The sequence below is a fragment of the Aeromonas sp. S2(2024) genome (assembly GCF_041402505.1).
GTDB lineage: Bacteria > Pseudomonadota > Gammaproteobacteria > Enterobacterales > Aeromonadaceae > Aeromonas > Aeromonas media.
The window spans coordinates 56,046-82,235 of the sequence record NZ_JBGLRL010000019.1; the positions used below are offsets into that span (position 1 = coordinate 56,046).

General features: G+C 62.1%; 22 protein-coding genes. 11 read left to right on the top strand and 11 right to left on the bottom strand.

All coding sequences use genetic code 11. The features are described from left to right. The first annotated feature begins 161 nt into the window (after positions 1 to 161). From ACB039_RS16980 to ACB039_RS16995, 4 genes are all read left to right on the top strand, one after another. Positions 162 to 1,091, top strand: a complete 930-nt coding sequence (locus ACB039_RS16980) for a ZIP family metal transporter (RefSeq protein WP_371166067.1) — start codon at positions 162 to 164, stop codon at positions 1,089 to 1,091. A gap of 141 nt (positions 1,092 to 1,232) precedes the next feature. Further along, positions 1,233 to 1,925, top strand: a complete 693-nt coding sequence (gene mtnN / locus ACB039_RS16985; protein WP_371166068.1) for a 5'-methylthioadenosine/S-adenosylhomocysteine nucleosidase — start codon at positions 1,233 to 1,235, stop codon at positions 1,923 to 1,925. Between the two features lie 26 nt (positions 1,926 to 1,951). Further along, positions 1,952 to 2,884 carry a cobalamin biosynthesis protein gene (locus ACB039_RS16990; RefSeq protein ID WP_371166085.1) on the top strand — a complete coding sequence of 311 codons (933 nt, stop codon included), beginning with the start codon at positions 1,952 to 1,954 and terminating at the stop codon, positions 2,882 to 2,884. Then, positions 2,877 to 3,740 (top strand): cobalamin-binding protein, encoded by an 864-nt coding sequence (locus tag ACB039_RS16995; protein ID WP_371166069.1) that lies wholly within the window; start codon positions 2,877 to 2,879, stop codon positions 3,738 to 3,740. Before ACB039_RS16990 ends, ACB039_RS16995 begins: the two co-directional genes overlap by 8 nt. Positions 3,741 to 3,839: 99 nt before the next feature. Here the strand turns inward: ACB039_RS16995 and fliB are convergent, their stop codons facing one another. The 7 genes from fliB to ACB039_RS17030 form a co-directional block, all read right to left on the bottom strand. Continuing rightward, on the bottom strand, positions 3,840 to 5,009 hold the full coding sequence (fliB, locus tag ACB039_RS17000; protein ID WP_371166070.1) for a flagellin lysine-N-methylase: 1,170 nt from the start codon (positions 5,007 to 5,009) through the stop codon (positions 3,840 to 3,842). A 151-nt stretch (positions 5,010 to 5,160) separates the two neighbouring features. Continuing rightward, complete coding sequence (locus ACB039_RS17005; protein ID WP_371166071.1) at positions 5,161 to 5,820, bottom strand: hypothetical protein; 660 nt, start codon at positions 5,818 to 5,820, stop codon at positions 5,161 to 5,163. 141 nt (positions 5,821 to 5,961) lie between these two features. After that, a complete protein-coding gene (locus tag ACB039_RS17010) occupies positions 5,962 to 6,282 on the bottom strand; it encodes a hypothetical protein (RefSeq protein ID WP_371166072.1) in 321 nt (106 codons plus the stop codon). Then, positions 6,279 to 6,704 carry a flagellar export chaperone FliS gene (gene fliS / locus ACB039_RS17015; RefSeq protein ID WP_371166073.1) on the bottom strand — a complete coding sequence of 142 codons (426 nt, stop codon included), beginning with the start codon at positions 6,702 to 6,704 and terminating at the stop codon, positions 6,279 to 6,281. Before fliS ends, ACB039_RS17010 begins: the two co-directional genes overlap by 4 nt. A 24-nt stretch (positions 6,705 to 6,728) precedes the next feature. Next, the gene (gene fliD / locus ACB039_RS17020; protein WP_371166074.1) at positions 6,729 to 8,111 is read right to left on the bottom strand and encodes a flagellar filament capping protein FliD; all 1,383 of its coding nucleotides are present in this window, start codon (positions 8,109 to 8,111) and stop codon (positions 6,729 to 6,731) included. Positions 8,112 to 8,139: 28 nt separating this feature from the next. Next, entirely contained in the window at positions 8,140 to 8,595 is a 456-nt protein-coding gene (locus ACB039_RS17025) for a flagellar protein FlaG (RefSeq protein WP_223915951.1), read from the bottom strand. A 36-nt stretch (positions 8,596 to 8,631) separates the two neighbouring features. Next, positions 8,632 to 9,462 carry a flagellin gene (locus ACB039_RS17030; protein WP_371166075.1) on the bottom strand — a complete coding sequence of 277 codons (831 nt, stop codon included), beginning with the start codon at positions 9,460 to 9,462 and terminating at the stop codon, positions 8,632 to 8,634. Positions 9,463 to 9,880: 418 nt separating this feature from the next. Between ACB039_RS17030 and ACB039_RS17035 the strand changes: the two genes are divergently transcribed. Both ACB039_RS17035 and ACB039_RS17040 read left to right on the top strand, forming a co-directional pair. Continuing rightward, positions 9,881 to 10,513, top strand: a complete 633-nt coding sequence (locus tag ACB039_RS17035) for a trimeric intracellular cation channel family protein (protein WP_113979115.1) — start codon at positions 9,881 to 9,883, stop codon at positions 10,511 to 10,513. Between the two features lie 113 nt (positions 10,514 to 10,626). Beyond that, positions 10,627 to 11,019 (top strand): hypothetical protein, encoded by a 393-nt coding sequence (locus ACB039_RS17040; protein ID WP_371166076.1) that lies wholly within the window; start codon positions 10,627 to 10,629, stop codon positions 11,017 to 11,019. Positions 11,020 to 11,094: 75 nt separating this feature from the next. On the opposite strand, the gene thiI is transcribed toward ACB039_RS17040, so the two are convergent. Next, positions 11,095 to 12,543 carry a tRNA uracil 4-sulfurtransferase ThiI gene (gene thiI / locus ACB039_RS17045; RefSeq protein WP_371166077.1) on the bottom strand — a complete coding sequence of 483 codons (1,449 nt, stop codon included), beginning with the start codon at positions 12,541 to 12,543 and terminating at the stop codon, positions 11,095 to 11,097. 175 nt (positions 12,544 to 12,718) lie between these two features. On the opposite strand from thiI, the gene ACB039_RS17050 reads away from it, so the two are divergent. Beyond that, complete coding sequence (locus ACB039_RS17050) at positions 12,719 to 13,678, top strand: hypothetical protein (RefSeq protein WP_371166078.1); 960 nt, start codon at positions 12,719 to 12,721, stop codon at positions 13,676 to 13,678. Positions 13,679 to 13,750: 72 nt separating this feature from the next. Here the strand turns inward: ACB039_RS17050 and pbpC are convergent, their stop codons facing one another. The 3 genes from pbpC to ACB039_RS17065 all read right to left on the bottom strand — a co-directional run bounded on the left by pbpC (position 13,751) and on the right by ACB039_RS17065 (position 21,434). Beyond that, positions 13,751 to 16,159: a penicillin-binding protein 1C gene (gene pbpC, locus ACB039_RS17055; RefSeq protein ID WP_371166079.1), complete on the bottom strand. Its 2,409-nt coding sequence runs from the start codon at positions 16,157 to 16,159 to the stop codon at positions 13,751 to 13,753. Next, complete coding sequence (locus tag ACB039_RS17060) at positions 16,125 to 20,969, bottom strand: alpha-2-macroglobulin (protein ID WP_371166080.1); 4,845 nt, start codon at positions 20,967 to 20,969, stop codon at positions 16,125 to 16,127. The genes pbpC and ACB039_RS17060 overlap by 35 nt, the downstream gene beginning before the upstream one ends. 330 nt (positions 20,970 to 21,299) lie before the next feature. Then, the gene (locus ACB039_RS17065) at positions 21,300 to 21,434 is read right to left on the bottom strand and encodes a hypothetical protein (protein ID WP_010674281.1); all 135 of its coding nucleotides are present in this window, start codon (positions 21,432 to 21,434) and stop codon (positions 21,300 to 21,302) included. Positions 21,435 to 21,464: 30 nt separating this feature from the next. On the opposite strand from ACB039_RS17065, the gene ACB039_RS17070 reads away from it, so the two are divergent. From ACB039_RS17070 to ACB039_RS17085, 4 genes are all read left to right on the top strand, one after another. Further along, on the top strand, positions 21,465 to 22,559 hold the full coding sequence (locus ACB039_RS17070) for an AI-2E family transporter (RefSeq protein WP_039038652.1): 1,095 nt from the start codon (positions 21,465 to 21,467) through the stop codon (positions 22,557 to 22,559). Between the two features lie 4 nt (positions 22,560 to 22,563). Next, entirely contained in the window at positions 22,564 to 24,081 is a 1,518-nt protein-coding gene (locus tag ACB039_RS17075; RefSeq protein WP_371166081.1) for an efflux transporter outer membrane subunit, read from the top strand. Beyond that, a complete protein-coding gene (locus tag ACB039_RS17080; protein ID WP_371166082.1) occupies positions 24,074 to 25,165 on the top strand; it encodes an HlyD family secretion protein in 1,092 nt (363 codons plus the stop codon). Before ACB039_RS17075 ends, ACB039_RS17080 begins: the two co-directional genes overlap by 8 nt. A gap of 8 nt (positions 25,166 to 25,173) precedes the next feature. Continuing rightward, positions 25,174 to 26,190 (top strand): hypothetical protein (locus ACB039_RS17085; protein ID WP_371166083.1); only part of this gene is annotated, 1,017 nt, incomplete at its 3' end.

Here is a 26,190-nt window from a genome sequence, read left to right on the forward strand (position 1 = left end):
CACAGGGCCATGTCGTTTGGCATGGGCCCGGGATACAAGAGCGACCGGATGACCACAAACTTGAGCCGATTGCCGCAATCGGTCCACGAGCATGGACAAACCGGGGGCCAGGTTATGTAATGGCGCTCTCGTCTCTCCCAACCACAGTCCCCCGAGGCCCCATGGATAACGCGTCGACCCTCAGCCCCTCTTGGTCAGTCCAACTGCGCGAGCAGATAGCGGATCGCCCCCTCGTCGTCCTGGGACTGCTGCTCGCCCTGGCCGCCGTGCTGCTGCTCCTGTTGCAGAGCCTCGTCATGCTGGCGGCCGGTGACATCAGCCCCGGGGTGCGTTATGGCCTTATCGGCGGAGCCGCCGGGTTTGCCGCCACGGCGCTTGGCGCCCTGCCCGCCCTGTTCCTGCGATCTGTTCCCCAGCGGGTGGAAGACGCCATGCTGGGCTTTGCCGCCGGCATGATGCTGGCGGCCAGCGCCTTCTCCCTGCTGCTGCCGGGACTGGAGGCGGCCGAGGGGATCACCGGAGACGGCTTTCTCGCCGCCGCCGTGGTGGTGGCCGGCATGACCCTGGGGGTCTTGCTGATGCTGGGGCTGGATCAGTTCACCCCCCACGAGCACGACAAGACAGGCCCCTGTGGCCCCGGCCACGAGAGCTGCTCCCGGGTCTGGCTGTTCGTGTTTGCCATCGCCCTGCACAACCTGCCGGAAGGCATGGCCATCGGGGTCAGCTTCTCCCAGGGGGACATGGCGGTGGGGTTGCCGCTCACTACCGCCATCGCCCTGCAGGATATCCCCGAGGGGCTGGCGGTGGCGCTCGCCATGTGCGCCGCCGGCTTTCGTCCCTCGGTGGCCGTGATGGTGGCCATCGGCAGCGGCCTGCTGGAACCGCTTGGCGCCCTGCTCGGGGTCGGGCTCGCCAGCGGCATGGCCATCGCCTACCCCATTGGCCTGGGGCTCGCGGCAGGGGCCATGCTGTTCGTGGTCTCCCACGAGGTGATCCCCGAAACCCACCGCAACGGCCACCAGACCCACGCCACCCTGGGTCTGATGGCAGGCTTTGCACTGATGATGACCCTGGATACGGCACTGGGTTAATCGGAAATCCCCTACCCTCTTGATTCGAACGGCGGCGCTCGGCGCCGCCGTTATCTTTTGCTATCATCCCCGCCAACTTTTTCGGCACCGCTACCCGGCGTGTGGCCGGGCCCGCACAAGATCTGAGAAACGAGGAAGATGATGAAAGTAGGTATTATCGGCGCCATGGAGCAGGAAGTGGCCCTGCTGCGCAGCCAGCTGAGTGAATCCACCACCCTGCAACTGGGCGGCTGCGAGTTCTATCAGGGCCGTCTGGCCGGTAAAGAGGTGATCCTGACCCGCTCCGGCATCGGCAAGGTTGCCGCCAGCGTCGCCACCAGCCTGCTGCTGGAAAAATTTGCCCCCGACTGCGTCATCAACACCGGCTCCGCCGGCGGCTTTGCCCAGGACCTGCACATCGGAGACGTGGTGATCGCCAGCGAGATGCGTTTCCACGATGTGGACGTGACCGCCTTCGGTTACGAGATGGGTCAGATGGCCCAGCAGCCTGCCGCCTTCCCCTGCGATGACAAGCTCATCGCCCTGGCCCAGACCTGCATCGCCGAGCAAGGCAAGCACCAGACCAAGGTCGGCCTCATCTGCACCGGCGATCAGTTCATGTGCAAGCCGGACGCCATCGCCAAGGCCCGCGCCGACTTCCCGCAGATGCTGGCAGTCGAGATGGAAGGGGCCGCCATCGGCCAGGTATGCCACATGTTCAAGGTGCCCTATCTGGTGGTACGCGCCATGTCCGACATCGCCGGCAAGGAGCAGGTGGAATCCTTCGATACCTTCATCGAGGTGGCGGGTCAACACTCCGCCGAGGTGATCATCGCGCTGCTCGGCAAGCTGTGATCGACGCCCCCTCCTGGGATGCCCTGATGGCCGCCCTCGCCTCGACGACGGCGGCCATCATGGTGGGCGCCGCCCTGCTGGAGGCCGTGCTGCCCTGGCCTGCGCGTTTCAGGCCCGGCGCTGCCGTGCCGCTGCTGACCCGCCTCGGCCACAAGGTGTATCGCCCTGACGGTTCGCCCAGCCAGCAACGTCAGGCGGGGCTGCTGGCCCTGCTGGTGGTCTGGGTGCCCTGCGCCGCCGGCCTCTGGGCGGTGCGCAACCTCTCCCTGTCTGAACCCCTGTTCGACCTGCTGTTTCTGCTGCTGATGCTGGAATCACGCCCTCTGCGGGAGCTCGCCCAGGCGAGCCGCGCCCTGGCAACCCAGGAGACGCTGGTGGTGGCGAGGTTGCAGGCCGTCCCCTGGCTCAGACGAGAGACTGGCGCCCTGTCGGTGATGGGATTGAACAAGGCGGTGAGCGAGACCTGTGTGCTGCGCCTCGTGGGGCAGTGGGCCGGCCCCCTGCTGGGCTTTGCCCTGGCCGGGGTGCAGGGGGCCCTGCTCTGGCGCCTCGCCCAGCTGATGAATCAGGCCTGGAGCCCGAAACAGGCCGAGTTCGTCCACTTCGGCCGCGCCGCCAGTGCGCTCTATCAGGGGCTCTGTGCCCCCGCCATACTGCTGTTGGCGCTCCCCCTTGCGCTGACCCGATTACGCCAGCTTGGGGGCAAGCTGCGCCTTGCCCTGCGCTGGCCCTATCCGGCCATGGGCGCCCTGCTCGGCCTGCTGGCACAGAGCACGGGCAGCCGCCTCGGGGGTCCCCGCTACTATCAGGGCCAGCTGGTACGCCTCCCGGTGCTGGGCGATGGGAGCGAACCCGATGCCACCCTGCCCCGGCGCCTGCTCCATCGCCTGCTGCTGATCGGCTGGGGCTGGCTCGGGCTCTCGCTGATCCTGACCCTGATGGCACTGACCCATGGCTGACCGCTTCCCCCTTCGCCCCCTCTGCCTGCTGCTGTGGCTGCTCGGCTGGCCCCTGTCCGGTGCCGCGGCCACCCCGCAGCGCATCATCAGCCTCACCCCCCACCTGACCGAGCTGCTGTACGACATAGGGGCTGGGGATCGCATAGTGGCAACCGACGATGCCTCCGATTTCCCCCCCGAGGTGGCGCCCCTGCCACGGGTCGCCAACTATCGCAGCATCAACCTGGAGGCCCTGCTGGCCCAGAAGCCGGATCTGGTGGTGGCCTGGCGCTCGGCCCAGTCCCGCATGCTGGCCCCCGTCGAGAAGCTCGGCATCCCCGTCTTCTACTCGGAGCCCACCGACTTTGCCTCCCTGGCCGACGAGATGCGCAGCCTGGGGCGCCTGCTCGGCACCCGGCAGAAGGCCGACCAGCAGGCCGACGCCTATCTGGCCAGACTCGATGCCCTGAAACAGCGCTACGGCAAGCCCAAACCGGTCTCGGTCTTCTATCAGCTCTGGTATCCGCCGCTCACCAGCGTCAACGACTCCACCTGGCCGGGCCACGCCATCAGGCTCTGCGGTGGCCGCAATATCATGGCGGATGCCAGCTCCCCCTACCCCCAGGTCGGGCTAGAGCAGGTGATCAAGGCCAACCCCGGGCTCATCCTGGCCGGTAGCCGGGATCCCGCCGTGCTGGCCCACTGGCGCCAGTGGCCCATGCTGGATGCCGTCAAGCAGCAGCGGCTCGTTCTCATCAACCCCGATGAGCTGCACCGCTTCACCCCGCGGGCCCTCAATGCGGTGGAGCAGCTGTGTGAGGCGATAAAACTATCGACGCTGACCTCTCAAGCAGATCAATTACCAGGCAATCAATGACAGTGCAATGGATTAACAACTTTCAGAATCACATCTATCTGCATAGATAAAGGGGGAGCTGATTCTACCATAATAGAGATGATAGATATTTCCCCTGCATTAATCATTGCCAGTCTTTAATAGCGCATAAAGTGTAATATCGCTGGCCAGCCCTGATTGCTGCAGGCCTTGCGCCAATACGGTCAAGAACTTGGGATTGTGTTGGCGAAGTGTATGGTAGCTATAAAACAGGTCTGTAACATCCTTTTCTGTGAACGGTTCGTCATCCATCGCGATCAAGGATAAATAGCTGCGTAGCAAGAAGTAGTCTGCAATGAGAACCTGATAAGCTACTTGCGGTGCATCATATCCTGCAGGGAACTGATTATGGTAGACATGATAAAGCAGATAGTTCTGTTGAATATGGGGACGCTCCATCAAAAATGGCACTACCTTCTGGTGCCAACTTTGATGTATCAGCAGTAACTTATCCTCATAAAACTCACCTTCTAACACCTGATTGATTTTATTCAGGCAACGGGTCATCACTGCTCTCCCACGGCGCGGCTTATTCTGTATTAATAGATGTGTCAGGGTACGCAAGGCCCACCACTGCACTTTACCAATGAACGGAATTTGAGAAAACGCCGCGCTCAACTGGCCATCATTGATCATGGGAATTAATTGTTCGATAAATGCCTGGTTTGAGCCCTTGCCTTCATCTCTGTGTACCAACATACCGATCAGCCATAGCTTATCCTCTATCGCCATACCATCGGCGAGCAACACATCGATACTCAATGAATGCAGTGTATCAATGATGCTGGGCACAGGAGAGCCCCTGACCTGCCCCTTGAATGGGGTGACATCAACCACCATGGCATCTGGATTCAAGAGTACCTGCCTGCTCACTTCCGGGCAGGACAGCATCAGGCTTCGCCTGTGCTGGACACCAAATTGCTGCAGTTGCCTGGGGTAGGTCTTACAGGTGTGGCTCAGAGCCTCTGCACCCATCTTTTTGTGCACATTACATAATCCGACACCATCCAGAAAGGGACAGGCGCCAGACTCATCCATGCGAATAGTCCCCCAGTGAGCGTCTGATTTTTTCACTTTCTCAATATGCTGCTTGGCCGTGCTTTGGATCAGCAGATCCGGATGACTGACATAATTACGATAAGTCTTCTTGTCTATCGAAATCGTCCATCCATGGCAGCAATTATCCTCACACTTATCGCCAATACATTGAAAATCTTGGTAATATCTGGGGGTTACCAGGGTATGGGCCATGACGGTGTCCTCAAGAAAATAATTCGGATTCACCTACCCCTTTCAAGAACGTAGGTTTCATTAAAATGCAAAGTGCATGCCTACATAGCAGGCTATCATCACCTAATGGGTATTAGGGCAGAGCTAAAATCCTTATTGAACCCACCCTTAGTTACTGGCTATCGTTGGAACTTCCCATTTGTTTCATTTCGATGAGATCACGTGTCTTTGGCGCAGGTATCAGGCTGATAAACCTGGCCAGACTAAGCAGTGTCATAAAGAGGCCGACAGTCGCGTGAAACAACAACACAGAAGCGGCCATAGTGCTTTTTGGTAATAAATCGAAATCACCAAATGAGGTCATCGTAATAAAACTGCTATAAATGCCACCAAAGACAGTTCCCGTTCCTGGCTGCCATTTATGTTCGAAATCAGCTGCCATCACCGTATATGTGCACGCAAGCCAAAGGATGATTTCGAAGTAATTATGCAACAACAGCAATACGATGCGACGGTAGCCCTCCAGTCGGTATTCACCGCCCGCCTTGACTACCCGATACTCATCAAACAGCAAGACGTTCGTCTGGTACACGACGATCTCAAAGGTTCGAAGAAACCCATACCCCATAAAAAGGCATCCAATAACAGGATAGGGTGAGTAGACGGCGACCACTACCGCCACTATGGAAAGGACAAGGTGACTCAGCACCCAAAAATCGACAAATCGAGCGGTGATTGCTGAGGGGAACAGTTTTCTTACCAGTGTGAATACCGACACTTTCGCCAGTATGCCGAAGATGCTTGACCAGAACTCGACAATAAATGAGGGCATATAAAAACCTAGTGTGTATACGATTCATGTTCACTTCATATCGGGAAAGTGAAAGCGAACACCCGATTATCTAAACAAGGGGATTAATCCAGCATTGACGGCAGTGACATTTTCAAACGAAGAGACGCGTTATCTGGCTATCTATGGCTGCCTATTCACTCGATAGCTAGATTTCGCCTTATTGGCCCTGCTAAGGGTAACCAACTGAGTGGCGATCTCTTTTTTGAACGCGTCAACCTGACTCCTCAGCTCCTGCTCTTTTGCCAATTGACATCTGACCAAGGTAGCCATTTCCGCTGACGCCATCTTCTGCTGCCGAGAAAAGTCCGTCAGTGCCGTGATGATCGCCAGACGCTCATCCATACAAGCCAAGGCCTCTTCATACTGATGGCTCGCCAATAATCGCTGCAGCGTCGCGATATTATCGCTCAACGCATCGTCATAAGCGTTCAGCTCATTCACAGCACACTCCCTGACGCTTGCCTTAGCTGGAAACCCTGCTGCTTATCTGCGTCGGTAATTTGATCCCAAGCCGATTTGATCGTCACCATCAGTGTCATGACCTCGTCGAGGGGTTGAACGTCACGCCGTAGGCTGGCATCCCAGATGCGCTCATCCATGTAGGCATAGAGCGCAAACAGATCCTCGGCTATCTGCCCCTGCGTCATGTCCAGCCCATCCTGAAGGCCATGCACCAATCCCTGCGCCTTGGAGATGGCTCTCGCCTTTGCCTCCATATCCTTGCGCTCTATGGCTCCCTTCGCTTGTGCGAGGCACTCCAGCAGCCCTTGCATCATCAGCTGAATGACTCGATGGGGGTCGGCAACCGCCAGATCAGCCGCGATGCTGGTTGCCTTATATGCTTTCAGATTACGGTGATACATACATGGGTCCTCGAAATATCACACTCAGTCATTTTTTATCTGTAATGCCGTCAGGGCAGACGCCGAGTTGTTCATCTTCACAAGCAGTGCATCCAGGCTGCCGTACTGAGCGCGCAAGGCTGCCTCATATTTCACCAGCTGCTCGTTGGTAGTGGCCTGCTTCTGACTCAGGCTGCGCAGATCCGAGTTGAGGGTATCGGTCCGTTGCGCCAGCATGCCCCCTGACTTGGTGTACTCCTTCAGACCCTTGGTCAGGGTCGCCGCCAACCCCTCATCCCCGCCAAGCAGAGCCGCCACCTGATCGAAGTTCTTGTCGACCGCCTCGCCAAATTTATCCTTGTCGAGGGAGAGCTTGCCCTTGTTGTCCATCTTGACGCCGAGCTCGAAGATGGTGGAATAGGTGGTGCTGGTGCCGCCCGGGTTGGTAATGAGGTTGGTCATGAAGTTGCTGATGGCCCGGGTCACGGAATCCCCCGCCAGGGCCCCGCCATCATCCTGACGCACACCACCGACGATGCTGTTGCGCTTGCCCAAGCCGCTCAGTTTTTCCTGCAGCGCGTTGTAGCCATCGATAAACTTCTGCACCGTCTCTTCGATGGCGGTCTTGTCGGTGGTGATATCTACCTTGTTGGACTTGAGGTCGCCATTGCTGTCGGTGTCGGAGACCCGCAACACGGTCAGCTTCAGGTCCTGAATGACGTCATCGAAGACATTGGTATCGCTCTTGAGCACATTGCCATCGACCAGGATCTCGGCGCTGGACGCCTGTTGCGTCTCTGCCATTTTGCCCGTGAACTTATCTTGCAGTTCGGTCGTGCTACCCGTGATGACCAGATCCTTGCCATCCCCCGACACGCCCGAGTCGATGACAAGCTTGGCCTTGCCATCGGCGGTATTGACGATATTGGCACTGAGCCCGAAGTTATCGCCATCATTGTTGATACGCTTACGAATGTTTTGCAAGGTATCCCCCGCCTTGACGTCAACCGTGAACTCCTTTTCCCCCGCCTTGAAGGTCAGTTGGCCATCCTGGGTGACAAGCGGCACGGTCGAGCTGTCAAAGATCCCTTCCTGGCGGCTGGTGGTTGCCAATTTGTTGACGGTGATATTGTACTGACCATTGGAGCCACCGCTCTTGCTCTCCATCTTCAGCACAGGGTCATCTTTATTCTGGGTGATATTGATGGCCCGCTTGTTGAAGGCGCCGGGCTTGCTCAAGGTGTCCAGAATATCGGTGAAGGCGGTGAGAGAGGACTTGAGCTGGCCTATGCCAGACAAGGTGATATTGGTGCTGTTTTGCTTGGTGGTGATGGGCTGCTGCAACTGCGCCTTCCTGGCGGCCACGCTCGCCGTGATCACGCTCTCGAGATCGATGCCCGACCCCGCTCCGGCGGAGGTTATCGCCATAACATGCTCCTCTTATCTCGTTAAAAACCTATACCTGACCGTCGAACAGCAGCCCAGAGAGGCCGGGACCATCGCCCTGATTCTTCCCCATCTCCTGTAGCCGCTTGTTCATCTGGAGGATCTCCTCGCTCGGGATCTGGCGGATCACCTGCCTGGTCTCGGCATCGATCACCTGGATTACCGGTCGGTCAAACTCGGGCACCAGACTGAAATGGATAGCCCACCCCTTTAGTTTGCCCAAGCTGGTCAGCTTCTCTTGCAATTCTTGGGCCTGTTTTTCTGTTTCATCATTATTCTTGGATGACGACGCTGTGGCCTTCGAAGGCTCTTCTTTCAGAGTCTTGTCTGCCGAGTCGACGCTTCCCAGCTCGACGGCTTGCTCCTCGCCGGATGTTGGCGGCACAGAAACAGGCATGGCGGCCTTAGGGCCGCCATGGGAAGTGAGCATCGAGGTAGAAGCCATGACTATCGATTCATTGGCCATCTGCCGCTCCTTATTCAGAGGTTAACCTGGACCGTCTTAGCGACCCAGCAGCGACAGAGCCGACTGCGGACGCTGGTTGGCCTGGGCCAGGATGCTGGAGGCGGCCTGCTGCAGGATATTCTGCTTGGTCATATTGGCGGTCTCGGTGGCGAAGTCCGCATCGCGGATGCGGGAGCGGGCGGCGCTGACGTTTTCCGAGATATTGGCCTGGTTGCGAATGGTGGAGTCCAGCCGGTTTTGCACCGCACCCAGTTCGGCGCGCTTGCCATCGACCACCTTCAGCATCTCATCGACATCCTTCATGGTTTGCTGAGATTTAGCAACATCATCGACAGCAAGAGTAGCAGTGGCTTTAAGAGAGGTTACTTCGATCTTAGACAGATCGAAGCTAATGGTTTGACTGTTACCATCAGGTCCCACTTGGAAACTAAACGTATTGGTGGCTGTACCATCAAACAGCTTGGTACCAGCAAAAGTAGTGTCCTTGGAAATACGATCGATTTCAGTCTTCAGCTGTCCCACTTCTTTTCCCAAGGCTGCACGGTCATCAGCTGAGTTGGTGCCGTTGGCGGATTGCTGAGCCAGGGTACGGATACGCTGCAGCATACCGGACACTTCCTCCATGGCTCCTTCCGCGGTCTGGGCCATGGAGATGCCGTCATTGGCGTTGCGGTTGCCCTGATCCAGGCCGTTGATCTGTGCAGTCATCCGGTTGGAGATCTGCAGGCCGGCCGCATCATCCTTGGCGCTGTTGATACGCAGGCCTGAAGCGAGGCGGGTGTAGGAGGTATCCAGCGACTTGCCGGAGTTCATCAGGTTGCGCTGGGCGTTGAGGGACGAGACGTTGGTGTTGATGTACATGGACATAATGAATTCTCCTGATAAGTCTAAAACTGCGGATCCCAGGGCGCACGGCGATTGAGATCCCTCTTCAGTCCGCAGGGCCAATCCGCTGCCGGCAACTGAGGCAGACCTGATTCAACGTGGTGATGACCAGATCCGCAGCACTGCAAAAAGTTGGACTTCCTGACACCCTTCCATTTGCTTCCCCTTTAGTAACGGCACCACAGCCCGATGCTTTAGAACATTTTTCGCCTCAAGGGGGATAAATCTGTACTGAATCCCACCATGGCCGTATTGCGGCCTGATGCTGCCCACTTGCCTACCTCAACCCCTTATTCAGAAACCGGCGCTGGCTCTCACTTTTGCACTCCTCCATTGTTCATCCCCACGGCTTGCCCCTAAAATCGCCGCCCCATCATCTATTGGACGTGAGTTGTTCTCCATGCAGACACTGGTTGAGCAGATTGTTTACATCAGCGACATGTTTGGTACTGCGGTATTCGCGTTTTCGGGGGTATTGGTGGCCGGGCGGCTCAGGATGGATGGTTTCGGTGTCATGGTGCTGGCCGCGGTCACTGCCATCGGCGGCGGCACCATCCGCGACATGATCCTGGGGGCCACTCCGGTCTTCTGGGTACGCGACACCCTCTATATCTGGGTAGTGATCGCCACGGCCCTCATCGGCATGTGGATGGTCAAGTTGCCCCGCCGCATGCCCTGGTATGTGTTGCCGGTGGCCGATGCCTTCGGGCTGGCGCTCTTTACGGTCATAGGTGCCCAGAAGGCGCTCAATTTTGGCACCTCCGGGCTGATTGCCGTCCTTATGGGGACCATGACAGGGGTGGCGGGTGGCATGATCCGGGACGTCCTGGCCCGGGAGGTGCCCATGGTGCTGCAAAAGGAGATCTACGCCACCGCCTGCATCCTCGGGGGCATCCTCTATACCCTGTCACTGGAGGTCGGGGTGGAGAGGGTGAGCGCCATGCTCATCAGCATGCTGGGGGTATTCGGCCTGCGCGTGGCGGCCATCTACTGGCATCTCTCCCTTCCCACCTTCTCGCTGCAGCGCAACTGAACCGGTCAGGGTGGGCCAGCGCCCACCCTGACCTGGGCGAGATTGAACCAAGTCCGCTTTTCTGTTGTCATACAGGAGTCGTTTCAATCCGGACTCTCTCAATGCATTCTCTCATGCAAAAACTTGGGCTCATTACCACGCTTGTTCTGATGACGGTCGCGGCGGCTCATGCGGGGGCACAGACCCTGTTCGGGCGTCTGGCATCCACCCCGGTGCAGCAGTTCAACCAGCAGATCCGTCAGGCGAGCAGCAGCCAGCAAAGCTGGGTCAACGACTATCGTGAGGTGGCTCGCCGTTTCGTCGGCCATGAAGACGTGCCTACCCGTATCCATGCCCAGCAGCTGGACAACGATCTGGTGCTCTCGGTGGCCCTCGATGGCCAGAGGAACGACATGCTCTATATCCTGACCCTGTTTCGCAGCAACAACCTGTGGCAGATGCGTCAGGCGGAGATGGGCTGGCGCTGCCAGGGCCAGGAGACCTTTACCCCGGTTCCCTGTCCCTGACCCTCTGCATCCATGGAAGTGAAATAAAAAATCCGGCGCCTTGGCCGGATTTTTTATGGGCGAGGGGTCGACCGCTCAGGGACGATAGACCTTGACGTTGGCAAAGCCCTTCTCCTTGAGGTAAAGCGCCTGCAACTTGCTCATCACGCCGCGATCGCAGTAGAGCAGGTAGGTCTTCTCTTGCGGCAGATCGCCAAAGGCGGTGGCCAGCTTGAAGAAGGGGATGTGCAGCACCTCGCGCCCTTCCACCACCAGCGGCTTCTCGTCGTGCTCCTCCACGGAGCGGATATCCAGGATCACCTCGTCATCACCGGTCGCGGCCGTGGTCTCCACCTCCTGCACCTCGGCGGCGGTCTCCTCACCGATGCGGCGGATATCGAGGTAACGGGCCTCGGCCACCACCTTGTCCAGAATGGCGAAGTCGAAGTTGGCCTCTTCCGCCTCGATGCGGGAGAGCTCGGCCTTCACGGTCGGCTTCTTGGAAATCACGCCGCAATACTCCGGCATGGTTTCGGCGAACTCCAGGGTGCCGATGCGACGGGCTTCGCTGATGATGTCCGGCTTGTCCCAGGTGATGAGGGGGCGCAGGATCACCTTGTCGGTCACCCGATCGATGACATTCAGGTTGGTGAGGGTCTGGCTGGAAACCTGGCCTACGCACTCGCCGGTCACCAGGGCCGGGATCTGGAAGGTGTCCGCCACCTGGCCGGCGGCACGCATCATCATCCGCTTGAGCACCACCCCCATCTGACCGTTGTCGATCTTCTCGAGGATCTCGGCCACCACGGGCTCGAAGTCGATGGCGGTGAAACGCACCTTGTGGGAGGCACCGAACTTGTTCCACAGGTAATAGGCGACCTGCTTGACACCGATCTCGTGGGCGGCGCCCCCCAGGTTGAAGAAGCAGTAGTGCACACGGCAGCCGCGCTTGATGAACTGGTAGGAGGCCACGCCGGAGTCGAAGCCGCCGGAGAGCAGGCTCAGCACGTCCTCCTGGGTCGCCATGGGGAAGCCTCCCATGCCGTGGTGCACCGCACTGATGATGTAGAGCTCGTCGTTTTCCACTTCCAGGTTGACCTGGATGTCAGGTTTTTTAAGGCGCACACCGGCGGTTTCACAGTGCTGATTGAGGCCGCCACCCACATAGCGCTCCAGCTCCAGGGAGCTGAAGTCGTGCTTGCCGACGCGACGGGCGCGCACGCAGAAGGTCTTGCCTTTCAGGCGATCGCCCCAGACGGCGCGGGTCTGCTCGAAGATGTCGTGCAGATCGGTAAAGTTGCTCAGCTTCACTTCGAGGAAGTACTGGATACCCGGGATACAGGCCAGGGTCTCGAGATACCGGGCGTGGAACTGATCGTTGCGGGAGCTCACTACCAGCTTGTCCCAATCCATCCGCACGCGGGCGTCTTCGTCAAAGCGGCGCAACACGTTGCGAATGTTGCCTTGCAGCATCTTGGTGAAACGCTGACGCACTGACTTGCTCTTGATGGTGATTTCGGGGAACAGCTTGATAATGAACTTCATGGTATTGACTCGGGTGGCCTTGATTTAAGGGCGCGAATTATATCAGAAGTTTGGCGCCAGCGCCTACTGGCCAGGCGACGGCATATTTTCCCACGCAATGTTTGCCGCAAGGCGGCAATCTTGCGTATATTCCCGAGCCTGCGCCTTGGCCACCGGCTTGAACCCTGACGATCCGATGAAGACCCACATCTACTACCCCGGCATGGAAGTACGGGATGAACTCTGGCTCAAGTTTGCTCTTATCTATCTGGAGCGGCTCGCCTTCGTCTTCACCGTCAGCGAGAAGAGCGGCCTCACCGCCCTGCTCGAGACCCTGCGCCAGCAGAGCGACCTGCTGGCCGAGCCGCCCGAGCCCGCCTTCTTTGCCGCCATCACGCCCCAGGTCGAGAGCCAGATCACCGGCCTTGTCGCCCCCGACTTCGTCCGTCACAAGGTGTTTGGCAACAAGGCGCTGATCACGCGCTGGCGCCAGCGTGCCAACCACGACTGCTTCTGCCCCGCCCAGCCAGGTCTGGAGCGGCTGCACGGTTTTTGCCTGACCCAGGGCTTTGCGACGCAGGATGATGGGGGGATAAGAATGGCGCGGCGCTTTGCCAACCTGCTCTCCATGCGCCTCGCCCGTGAGTGGGCGCTCGCAAATGAGGGGGCCCTCATCACGGATCACGACTATCTGGACCGGCTGCTTCACCTGCTCGAATCCCGCTACCACAACAGGGGAGGCCAGGACTGCTTCCACCTCGAGATCCCGCTGCAAGTGCCCACTCACCTCGCCGAGATATCCTTTGCGGAGCTGATTGCCCTGCGCGGGCGCAGTGGTTTTCGCCAGCAGCTGGCAGCCTTCCACCAGGCTCTGGATGCCCTGCTCGCCATGCTTGGCAGCGGCTACGCCGACCCTGTGATACTGGCCCGCTTCGAGCAGGCGCAGCAGGGGCTCAACCAGCTGCTGGGCCCGGAGACCCGCAGCCTGCCACTCACCACCCTGGTCAGCTGCTCATTGCCCGCCATGGCGATGATCCACAGGCTCAAGGAGAGTCGTCCCGACAGCACTCTTGTCTTCCATCCCATCAAGAAGAGCCACTTCCACCAGCGCAAGAGTCAGCACTTCTTCACCCGGCTGGGGCAGGTCAAGCCCTGAGCCAGCTTAGGCACAGAGGCTGCCGTCAAAATATTGTCGCCCTGAACGGGTAGCCCCTTTGACTCGCCTCTCTCAGGAGGGGTTCTCCAACCGAAATTCGATGCGATCGCTATTGCCCGCCTCGTCCACCACCACCAGCTGGTAGCGCCCCGCCTCGCTCAGCACCTGATCCCCGTCCCAACGCAGCCGTTGGCCGTTGAGAAACCAGGCCGGCTTGCCCACGCCCCCCAGCACTCTGGGCTGCAGGCGGTAGCGCTGGCTGCGGATAAGATTGCCCTCCCCCAGGGCCAGGATGCGAATGGGTGCCTGCAGCTCGGCGCTTCGCCCCTCCCCCGCGCAGCCGCTGGCGAGCAGCGCCTGACGCCGCTCGCCGGGCCCCCGCCAAGGCTCCAGCGACAGCGGCCACAGGGCCCGGAAACCGGATTGCACCGCATCCTGGCAACGGGTCAGGGTCGGCTTGCCTTCAGCGGTCAACGCCACTTGGCGCAGCGGCGAGGGCCAGTCCATGGGATCTGACAAGGTAGGGGGATCGCGCCCCTCCAGCAACCAGGCGCTCTGACGCTGCAGACAGGCCTCAGGCAGGGTCGTGCTCGCCTTGCGCCCCAGCGGCCAGCAGATCTCGGCTTCGCTCACCGTGTTGGGTTGTGCCGGCAAGGGGCTGTTGTCAGCCAGCCGCGAGTAGACCGAGAGCAGCAGCGGCACAGCCGCACTCTGGCCGTAAAAACCGGGCATGGGGGTGCCGTCGGGGCGCCCCAGCCAGACGCCAATGGTCCAGCGACCGGAGACCCCCATGGCCCAACTGTCGCGATAGCCGTAGCTGGTGCCGGTCTTCCAGGCCAGTCGGTTGACGCGGCCGGTTGCCTCGCTGGCGAAGGGCTGATCCGCCCGCCCCTGCACACTCAATATTTGCCAGATGATCCAGGCCGCTCCCGGGCTCAGCAAGGGGCGGGGCACCGCCTGCTGCCCCGCCAGCCAGACCGGCATCGCTACCTGCCCCTGCCGGGTTAGCGCGCTGTAGAGCGCCACCAGCTGCTCGAGCCGGCTCCCCGCCGCCCCCAGCGCGATGGCCGGATTGGGTTTGTCGGAGAGCGCCAGCCGCACCCCGGCGTTGTCTAAGCGGCTGACCAACTTGTCCGGCCCAAGTGCCTCCAGCACCTGTACCGCCGGCACGTTGAGGGATTGCTGCAGCGCCTGGGCGAGCGTCACCGGCCCCTGAAAGGCGCCAGAAAAGTTGGCGGGACGATACTCAGAGCCCAGCCTTGGCGCATCGGAGAGCAGGGAGGCCGAGTGCACCAGCCCCTCGTCCATGGCCAGACCGTAGATAAAAGGCTTGAGGGTGGAGCCGGGAGAGCGGATCGCCTGCACCATGTCGAGGTAACCGTGGCGGCGCAAATTGCCATACTCGGCGCTGCCCACATAGGCGCGCACCGCCATGGTTTTGTTGTCTACCAGCAGCAGGGCGGCGGAGGTCTGCTCGGGGAAACGGCGGATATAGCTTGCCACCCGCCCCTCCAGCCAGCGCTGCAGATCGCCGTCGATGGTGGTGTGCACCAGCGCCCTTGTCTGATTGTCGGCGGCGAGACGGGCAAACAACGGCGCCTCCATCGGCGTGAAGTGACCGCGGGCCAGCACAGGCTCGATACGCCCCTCCTGCCACACCACCTCGGGCCAGACTCCCTGCGCCACCAGCCGCTGCATCACCTTGTCGCGGGCGGCGCGGGCTCGCTCGGGATGCCTGTCCGGCCGGTAACGGCTGGGGGCCTGGGGCAGCACCGCCAGCAGCGCCGCCTCGGCATGGGTCAGCTTGGCCGCGCTCTTGCCGAGATAGGCGAAACTCGCCGCCTGCACCCCCTCCAGATTGCCGCCAAAAGGGGCCCTGTTGAGGTAAACGGTGAGCAGGGTGCGCTTGTCGTAATGCCACTCCAGTTGCAGCGCCCGCGCCATCTGGCGCAGCTTGCCGAGCACGCTCCTGTGGTAGGGTTCGATGAGGCGCGCCACCTGCATGGTGAGGGTCGAGCCCCCCGAGACGGCGCGCCCGTAACGCAGCCACTGCCAGACCCCGCGCACCATGGCCACAGGGTTGACCCCGGGATGGCGCCAGAAATGGCGATCCTCGTAGCCCAGCAACGCCTCTATATAGCGGGGGGATACCTGCTCCAGGGTCACGGGGTAGCGCCACACGCCGCTGGTGTCGGCAAAGGCGCGCAGCGGCCTCCCCTTGATGTCGAGCACCACCCGCGCGTAGGCGGGGTCGAGCGGTGGCGGCGGGAAAATCCGATCCAGCACCAGCAGCGACAGAAACAGGGCGGCAGCCCCCAGCACCGAGAAGCGCAGCCAGCGTGGCAGACGGCCAAGCCAGCGCCAGCCAGCGCGGCCACTGCGACCTAATTTCAGCCAGCCACGCTGCCAGAAAGTGAGCGGGCAAACCCGCTCAAGGGAGGGTTTGTTACTCAGAGATACGCACCTCGTGGATATCCTCACCCACGGCACGCAGCTCGGGCCGGTACATATCCTCCACCTGGGTCGGCGGCACCTGATAGCGACCCGGCGTCACAGCCCGCATCAGGTAGACCAGTTGCTGGTTGCTCCCCTCGCTCAGATCCAGCGCCGCCGTGTAGCGGTCGTCGCGAAACTCCTGATGCTTGAGATAGTCGTTCCACTCGCTCTGCCACGCAGGTTTCCCCTCGATGGAGAGCTCTTCCAGCTTGATGCTGTTGCCAAGGGCCGGGTTCTCCAGCTCGAAGCCGGCCGGCACCATCTCCACCAGCAGGGCATCGGGCACCGCCGATTCACTGCTGACGTTGAGCCGCACCACCACCAGATCGCCCACCTTCACCTTGGCGGGATCAAAACGCTGACCATCGCTGTTGAACCAGCTGCGGGTCACGCTCATCCCCTTGCTGATCCGTGCCGGTGCCTGTTCGGGATAACCGACCAGAGTGCGCTGCACATAGAGGGAGCCCTTGCCCTCGTTGGTGACGGTGCTCGCGGCCAGTGCCTCCGGGGCGCCCTGCTGCAGCGGGGCCGAACCGCTCAGGGATCCACTGCCAAGAGAGGAAGCCACCTTGGCCTGCCAGTCGGCGGCCGGATCGAAGCGGGCGAGTCGCAACAGGGCGAGCCGCTCCTGGGTGCTGAGCCACTGACGATGGGCCAGGGTATCAGCCACCTTGGCACTGAGGGCCGGCCAGCGATCCGCAGCCAGCTTGTGCTGGCGCAACAACGAAAGCTCGAGGGCCTGATCGCGCAGCGGTGAGCCATAATCCCCCAGATAGTCGTCACCACGCTCGGTCGCCAATGCCCGACTGAGGGCCTTGGCGGCGTTCTGCTCATCCCCCATGGCCGAGAGCGCCAGGGAGAGGTGGAGCAGCGGCAAACCTGAGCGGGCGTGATCGGCCTGCTGCTCCCAGACAAGACGCAAGGTAGCGAGCGGCGCCTTGCCCACCCAGGCCAGCACATAGGCGCTGTAGGCCTGATAGGCCAGCCGGCTGTGCTCGGGGGCACTGCTCCAGCGCTCGCCGTACTGGCTGTCGGTGAGATAGCTTTGCAGCCGGTTCAGCGCCTGATTGAGCATTGCCTCCGGCACAGCGTCGCCCGCCTCCTTGCGCGCCAGCAGGTAGTCAGCGGCATAAGCGGTGAGCCACTGCTCCTCGTCGGAGCGACCATCCCACAGACCAAAGCCACCGCTTGGCAGTTGCAACCGCTGCAGCCGCTGCAGCAGGGCGCGCTGCACATCCGCCTCGCTCGCCGCTTTCTTGCCCTCTGCGGGTTTGCGCCAAGCGGCCCGCTCATCCGCCGTGGTCAGCAAGTAAGGCCAGGCACGGGACAGGGTCTGCTCCAGACAAGCGTAGGGGTAGTCAGCCAGCGCCTGCCACTGGGCTGACGGATCCCAGGGGGGAGTGCCGGAGAGGCTGAGCAGCCCCTGCAGGTTGGCACGATCCAGTCCGGCCAGCTCAGCTGGCGCAAAGCTCATCTGCTGGCCGGGGGCCAGCATCTGGTAGCGTTGGCGAGTCTGGGCAGGCCAGGGGGAGCGCAGCGGCAGAGACCAGTCGCGACTTATCGCAAAATCCTTGCCGCTGGCCGCCAACTGCAGGCTTGCCACGCCGCTTGCCCCGGTCACGGTGAGCGGCAGGGTCAACCACTGCTCCTCGCCATTTTTAAGGGAAAGGGTGCGGGGCAGCTCGCCGTTTGCCTTGAGCCCGCCATTGAGGGTCCAGGCAAGGGAGAGGGTCTGATCCTCGCCGCTCATGTTGCGCAGTTGCACCAGCGCCCGGGTCTCATCCCCTCTGGCGCCAAAGCGCGGCCAGCCGATCTCGGCCACCAGGGGCGCCACCACCTTGACGGCGCGCTCTGCCTCACCCACTTGCTGTTCATTCCAGGCCAGCGCCATCAGCGCCAGCTCGCCGTTGAAGTTGGGCAGATCGAGCGGGATCACCGCCTTGCCGCTCTCATCAAAACTCACCTCGCCGCTCCAGAGCGCTGCTATTTCGACCCGACTCTCCAGCGCGCCGCCCTTTTTCAGCGGCGCCCGATCGCCCCCATAGTTGAGGCGGGCCAGCTTGCCATCCTGCGGCGGGATCACCTGACCATAGTTGTCGAACAAATCTTGAGCGAAGCGCTTGCGACCAAAGAAGATCTCGAACGGGTCGAGGGGCTGGTAGTCGCTGATGTTGAGCACGCCCCGATCGACCGCCGCCAGCACCACGCGGCCCTGACTGTTGGGGGTGGAGGTGGCGGTCACTTCCAGTCGGGTAAGCGGCACCGCCTTATCAGGCGCGCTCAGGGTGAGCGGCAGACGGCGCGCTTCCCGGTCCAGGGTGAGCGGCACCAGTCCGACCGAGCGCAGGCTCTGCACACTCTTTTGGCTCACCGGCTTTGAGTCACTGTCTGGCGCGGCGATCTGGGCCGAGATATGCAGATCATGACGCTGCCACTCGGGGCTGACCGGGATCTCGAACTCGCCGCGGGCATCCTTGGCATCGCCGCCGGCCCCCTTGAGCTCGATACGCTGCCACCAGCGCAGGCCGTCGCCATCTTCCACCAGCAGCAAGCCCTTGCCGGGTCGAGGGGCCACCAGCGTCACTTTGGCCTTGTCGCCCGCCAGATAGGCGCGCTTGTCGAGGGTGATGGCAATCTTGTCAGGCCGCGCCTGCTCGCCACCGCCGCCCCAGGCGTAACTGCCTATCTCCACCCGCAGGCTGGATTGATGGCCCTGACTGTTCTCCACCTCCAACCGATACCAGCCCGCCGCCAGTTGCAGCGTGAGCAGGGTCGGCCCCTTGCCATCCAGCTGCAGGGTCTGCTCCTGCTCCAGATAGGGCTGGCTGTTGAACTCGTACTTCCACCCCTCGCCATCGGCGTAATGCCAGTAGTAGTCGCGGTATTCGTTGATAAGGCGCACCTTCACCGCCCCCGCCACCGGCTGGCCTTGCTCATCGAGGTTGAGGATCTGGAAGGGGAGCGGCTTGCCCCCCTCTACCCGATCAGCCACAAAATCGGCCTTGAGCGCCGGCCACTGGCTGCCCGCGGGCCAGCCATACTGGGTGCGGCTGCGATTGACGGCGCGGCCACCGGGCTCGGCGAGCGACACCCGATAGGCCACCTCCAGCGGCCCGAGGGCGCGCACCCCATCGAGTTCATCAGCAAGCGAAAAAGTCCCCTGCCCCTGCGCATTTAGGATGAGATTGAGAGGCTCGAGATCCTTGCCCTGCTCGGCAAGCAGTACGTCACCCAGAGTGAACTCCTGCCACTGAGTAAAAGGCATGGTGGCGCGGCTGATCTTTACCTCCGCCTTGGCCTTGGTGGCACTGGCCGGCGCGCCGTAGAGATAGTCACCCTGCAGTGGCAGGCTGAGGGCGGCGTCCAGACTCGTCACTTCCCCATCCGGCCCCTTGCCAAGCTGCAGTTTCAACCGTTCCGGCAAAAATTCCTCCACCAGAAAAGGCCACTCGAAGCGACTACCAGCGGCGGTCTTGAGGTTGATGGTCCAGCGCCCGAGCGGCGCATCAATCGGCAGACGCAAGCCGTAATGGGCGGCGCCCAAATTGTCCGGCAACAGCCGTTTCTGTTCGAGCAGTTGGCCGTCCGGCTGCTTCACCTCCAGCTCTACCGCCATGCCCGGCAGCAGCTGGCCATCCTGCCCCTTGAGCAGGATCTCGCTGTCGAGCCGCTCGCCGGGGCGATAGAGATCGCGCCCGCTAAAGAGATAAAGCTGCTGGGCCTGCCAGGGCTGGGTGCCGAGATCGAAGGTAGAGAGATCGAACGCCGCCCCATCGAGGCGCAGCACCGCCAGATGATTGCCCTGTTCGGCCAGCAGCAAGCGAGCCCCCTGTACCTGATCGAAGCGACGATGACCTTGGGGGTCGGTGGTTTGCACCTGCAGCCGGTTGCCCTTCTCGTCGAGCAGGGAGAGCTGCACATCCTTGAGCGGGTCGGCGCTGGCCAGGGAGCTCACGAACACCTCCAGCTGATCGCGGTAGCGGCGGGCACTGAGCCCCATGTCGCTCACCGCAAAATAGGTGGTCTCCTTGCGCCAGTCGTAGTTGCCAAGGGGCGACATCACCGCAAAGTAGACGCCGGCCTCCGCCAGCTGCGGCTCCTTCACATTGATGAGGCGGGTCTCGCGCCGGTTGGCATCAAGCTCCAGCGCATAGCGGCCGCTGAACACCCGCTTGGCCCGCTTGGTGATCTGTTCAAGCTCCCAGTTGCCCATGCCAGCACCGGGGCGATACTCGGCCAGGAAACGGGGTAGGTATTCCGCATCGACCCGGAAGAAGTCGATATTGACCTCGTCCACGTTGACCGCGCTGATGGGCAGGCGCAGCTCGTCGCGCAGCGGCAATACCATGCCACTGGCGGTAAAAGAGGCTCCCGCCTCCAGCGGCCGGGTCTTGAGGGTCCAGCCCTGGGGGGATGGGCCCAGCCCCGCCTTGAGGCTCACCTCATAGCTCTTGTCGGGCTGAACGTTCGGGAAATAGAGGGTGCGACCATCGTCGGCGAGGATCCACTCCCCCTGCATCTGCTTGCCCCCTTCACTGACCCCTAGCCAACTCTGCCAGTTTGCCTTGGGCACCAAGGGGCCGGAGAAGACCAGCGCCAGCGCCGGGGCATCGCGATATTGGCGGGCATTGGCCTGCACTACAGAAGTTGGCGCCCCCGCCTCCTGCTGGGCAATGGATTCTGTAGTCGGTACCTGGTTGACAGGCTTGTCGGGGCCGCAACCAGCCAGCAGCAGCGCCGCCAGCCAGGCCACACGGGGAAGACGAGTCACGGGGCAGGAGAGAGAGAGGTGCATGGTGTTCATCCCGGGTTGGATCGCCGCAGCGCAGGAGCCAATAGAATAAAGCGTCACTCCCGGGAACACCAACTGCCATGTCGGGCGGCATCGGCCAACAGAGATGGGCACATCGCCTCGGACGGGAGCGCGACGCCCCGTGAACCGCGAGGTTTATTCGAGACCCTGCATGCGATGTCCTGTTCCATGAAAGAGGATTGTCGTGATTTTCTGAACCCAGGCTAAACCGGGCACCACTGTTCACTTGTGCGTGATCGGGCCATTCATTATTCTCGGCCCTGCTCAATGCAGGCCTTCCAATCAACGACATATCAAGCAGATAAATATTTTTTAAGCCTTGAACACCTGTGCCATACATAACGTGCAGGTGCGCTCGATGTATGCCTCAACCATTGAAAACAAACTTATTAATTGTCCATCGACCAGAATGCCGACCTTGAGTTCACACAGGGTCAGCGGGGTCATGCATCCATCCCTCTCTGGAGTCATATCAGCATGGAAAATAACGATCTGTCCCTCGTCGAAAAAAGATTGGTTGCCAGATTCCTGGACATGTTCATCAAATTTGGCCTTATTCTGGCGCTAGGCTCATTCTGCTTCACCGTGTTCTCCCCCTTCATGAACATGATGCTGTGGGCCCTGATCCTGGCGGTCACCCTTTACCCCCTCCATCAGCGCTTTGCCGCCCGACTCGGGGGAAAACAGGGCCAGTCGTCCACCCTGCTGGTCCTGCTGGGCATCCTGCTCATCGTGGCCCCCACCGTTGCCATGCTCGGCTCCCTGGGAGACAGCGTCAGCGCCCTGATAGACAAGGTGAACAACAACACTCTAGTGATTCCGGCGCCTTCCGCCGACATCGCCAGCATCCCGCTGATCGGTGCCAAGCTGCACGCCTTATGGACCAAGGCATCCGTGGATCTGCCGAGCCTCCTCATCAGCTACAAGCCGCAGCTCGGCGACATGGCCAAGCAGACTGTCACCATGCTCGCCAGCATGGGGGGCGGCCTGCTGGGCTTCGTCGCCTCTTTCATCGTGGCTGGCATCATCATGGCCTGGGGTGCACCGGGTGCCATCAGCGCCGAGCGCATCGCCATGCGCATCACCGATGAGCGCAAGGGCCTCGCCCTGACCAAGCTGTGCACCAGCACCATCCGGGCCGTGGCCATGGGGGTCATCGGGGTCGCCTTCATCCAGGCCCTGCTGGCTGGCGTCATCATGTCCCTCGCCGGGATCCCGGCGGTCGGCATCTTCTTCGTCCTGGCGCTGATCCTGGGTATCGCCCAGGTCCCCGTCATCCTGGTCACGGGACCGGCCATTGCCTTCATGTGGATGGCGGGGGATCACGGCACCCTGCTCAACGTCATCTACTCAGTGCTGCTGGTCGTGGCCGGCATGGCCGACAACGTGCTCAAGCCGCTGCTGCTGGGGCGTGGTGTCGATGCGCCCATGCCGGTAGTGCTGCTGGGGGCCCTCGGCGGCATGGCCACCAATGGCATCCTCGGCATGTTCATCGGTGCCACTCTGCTCTCCATCGGCTATCGCATCTTCATGGCCTGGGTCAACGACGGTCTGGCCAACGCGGAAAAATAACCCCATGGCCGACGCACTTTCTCTCCTTCGCCCCCTGTTTGCAGGGGGCACCTGCCTGCTGCTCGGTGCCTGTACTCTGCTCGGGCCCGATTATCAGGCCCCCGGTGTCGAGGAGATGACCAACTGGCACAGCGCCAGCGAGGGTCAGCAGGCGGTGACGGTGACCCACTACCGACGATGGTGGGACAACTTGCACGATCCCGTGCTGAGCGCCCTGGTGGAGGAGGCCTTCCTCAAGAATCCGGACGTGCGGATCGCCGGCCTGCGGATCCTCGAGGCCCAGGCCCAGCTTGGCATCGCCGAGAGCCTGCTCGGCCCCCAGGCGACGGTGGGAACGGCAGAATTCCTTCAGGCAGGTCAGACCCGAGGCGGCCACAGCAGCGCGGGCAGCAGCTACGGCGCCGGCTTCAACCTCGGCTGGGAACTCGACTTCTGGGGCAAGTTCCAGCGCGGAGTCGAGGCGGCGGATGCCAGCTATTTCTCGACCCTGGCCCAGTATGACGACATCCAGGTGTTGATGGCCGCCCAGGTGGCCCAGCTCTATGTGAGCATCCGTACCCTGGAGGCCAGGCTCCAGATCGCCCTGGAGAATGCCCGCATCCAGCGGCGCAGCCTGGAGATCACCGAGCGACTGTTCAAGAGCGGCAACAGCGCCGAGCTGGACGTGCAGCAAGCCAGGACCCAGTACCTGGGCACCCTGTCCGGCATTCCCCAGCTCGAGACCAGCCTGCGCCAAAGCCAGAACGCCCTCTCCACCCTGCTCGCCCGCGCCCCGGGGCCCCTGCCCGAGATGACCACCAACACCGGCAAGATCCCCCAGGGCGAGCTGGCCCTGGTCACCGAGATGCCCGCGGATCTGCTGCGCCGCCGTCCTGACGTGCGGGTGGCCGAGCGTCAGCTGGCCGCTCAGTCGGCCCTCATCGGGGTGGCCGAGAGCGAGCTCTACCCCTCCATCACCCTGCTCGGCACCCTGGGAGTCAATGCCAGCGGCGGGGAAAGTGGCACCTTCTCCTGGGCCGTCGGGCCGTCGCTGAGCTGGAACCTGCTGGATCAGGGGCGGCTCGGCAACCAGATCCTGGTGCAGGACGCCCGCTTCCAGCAGCTTCACGAACGCTATCGCGACAGCGTGTTCAAGGCGGCCCGCGAGGTGGATGACGCGGCCGTGGCCTATGCCAACGGCCAGGAGGAGATCGCCCTGCTGACCCAGACCGGCGAAGCCGCCCGCCGCTCCCTCGAAATCGCCAACACCCAGTACCGCGAGGGGATGGCGGACTTCCAGCGGGTACTCGACTCCCAGCGTGCCCTGTTCAACCAGCAGGAGCGCCTGGTCAACAGCCGTGGTGCCCGGATGCGCGACCTCATCACCCTCTACAAGGCACTGGGTGGCGGTTGGGAACAGGGGCGCGAACGTCCCCTGGTGACCCCCAAGGTGGAGGCTCAACTGCGCACGCGCGCCGACTGGGCCCCCCTGCTCGACGCAGCCCACTCCCCCATGACACAGAAGGCAAACGCCCATGACTGACACAGCCTCTCCCGGTCAGGCCAGCCGCCGCGCCACCCTCGGGCTGCTGGCCGCGATCCTCCTCCTGCTCACCTGGTATCTGCTGGCGGACAGGTTGACCCCCTACAGCTCCCAGGCCAGGGTGCAGGCCTTCGTGGTCCCCGTTGCCGCCCAAGTGTCCGGCCAGATCCAGAAGGTCCATGTGCGCGACAATCAGGACGTGGAAGCAGGATCCCCCCTGTTCGACATCGACCCCGAACCCTATGACATCGCCCTGGCCAAGGCCAGATCCGATTACCAGACGGTCCTGAGCGGCGTCAAGGCGAACACCGAAGGGGTCAAGGCGGCCGAGGCCTCCCTGATGGCCATGCGCGCCGCCTATGACAACGCGGCCAAGGATGCGGAGCGCCAGGAGCGGCTCTATCGCGATGATCCGGGCGCCATCTCGGTGCGTCGCCTCGAGGTGGCCCAGGCCAGCCGCGAGACAGCCAAAAGCCAGGTGGCGGCAGCAGAAGCCGACGTGCGCCGCGCCATCGAGGCCGCCGGAGTGAGCGGCGATGACAACTCCCAGCTGCTCAGCGCCCGCTCGGCGGTCCACAAGGCCGAGCTGGATCGCCAGAACACCCGCGTGGTGGCGCCGGGTCGGGGGCTCATCACCGACTTGAGCACAGATGCAGGCCAGTTCATCGGGGCAGGCGCACCGGCCATGACCCTGATCGCCATCCACGACGTCTGGGTATCGGCCGATCTGACGGAGAACAACCTCGGCAACATTCGGCCAGGGGACAAGGTCGCCATCCTGCTCGACAGCCTGCCCGGACGCCTGTTCAAGGGCGAAGTTCGCAGCGTCGGCTACGGGGTGGGCGACGGCAAGAGCCAGCCAGCCGGAGCCCTGCCCACGGTCGACAACAACCGGGACTGGCTACGCCAGGCCCAGCGTTTCCCGGTCAAGATTGCCTTCCAGGGCGACGACTTTCCGCCGGTCGAGGCGCTGCGGGTCGGCGGCCAGGTTGATGTGCTGGTCTACACCGGCGAGAGCGGGGTGATGCACCTCCTGGGGGCACTCTATATCCGGCTGATGAGCCTCTTCTCCTTCCTCTATTGAGGCGCCACATGCATAACGCCGACAGGGCTGTACTGCGCATTGGCACGGGCATCGGACTCGCAACGGGGCTCTGTTACGGATTGGCCCTGCCGATGCCCCACCTCGGCGTCATCATGGCCTGGGTGGTGCTGTGCCGACCCGGGGAGCCGCTCGGCCTGAAGAAGGGGCTAGCGGGGGGGATCCTGCTGCTGGGGATCATGGCCTCCGGGGTGCTGCTGGTTCCGCTGCTGACCCACTATGCCCTGGCGGCCGTGCTGCTTGTCGGCTTGTTGCTCTACCTGCTGATGCAGCAGGCGATGGCTGGCAAGGGGGCCGCCGCCATGTTGCTCATCATGGCCATCACGGTGATCCCGGTGGCCGGTCTCATCGAGCAGTCCCTTGCCATTGCCATCGCCCAGATGATGGGGCTTGGGATCCTGATAGGCACCCTGGTCAACCGCATGGCGCATGCACTCTTCCCCCCTCAGCCGGTGATCGGCGTGGCCGCCAGAGCGACACCGCCCCTCCCCGAACACCCCGAGCGGCTGGCGCTGCGCGCCGTCGCCATCGTGATGCCGGTGTGGCTGCTGGCGCTTGGCAATCCGGCGTTCTACATTCCGGCGGTAATGAAGACGGTGACGCTGGCCCAGCAGAGCACCTCCCTCAACGCCAAACAGGCGGGCCAGGAGCTGGTGCTCTCGACCCTGGCGGGCGCCCTGCTGGCGTTCGCACTCTGGATGGGACTCAGCCTCTGGCCCTCGCTGCTGATGCTGGTGCTGATGCTGACCCTGATGACTCTCTGGCTGGCACGGCGTCTGGTGCGACTGGTGGCGGGGCGCTTCCCGCCGTCATTCTGGAGCAACGCCTGGATCACGGCGCTTATCCTGTTTGGCCCGGCCATCGAGGACAGCGCCACCGGCAAGGATGTGTGGCTGGCGGCCGCCATGCGTTGCGGCCTCTATCTGGTGGTAGCCGGCTATGGCTGGCTGTGTATCTTGCTGCTCGAGCAGTGGCGGCCGGTCGGCCGACCACTGGCAGAAGCGAAG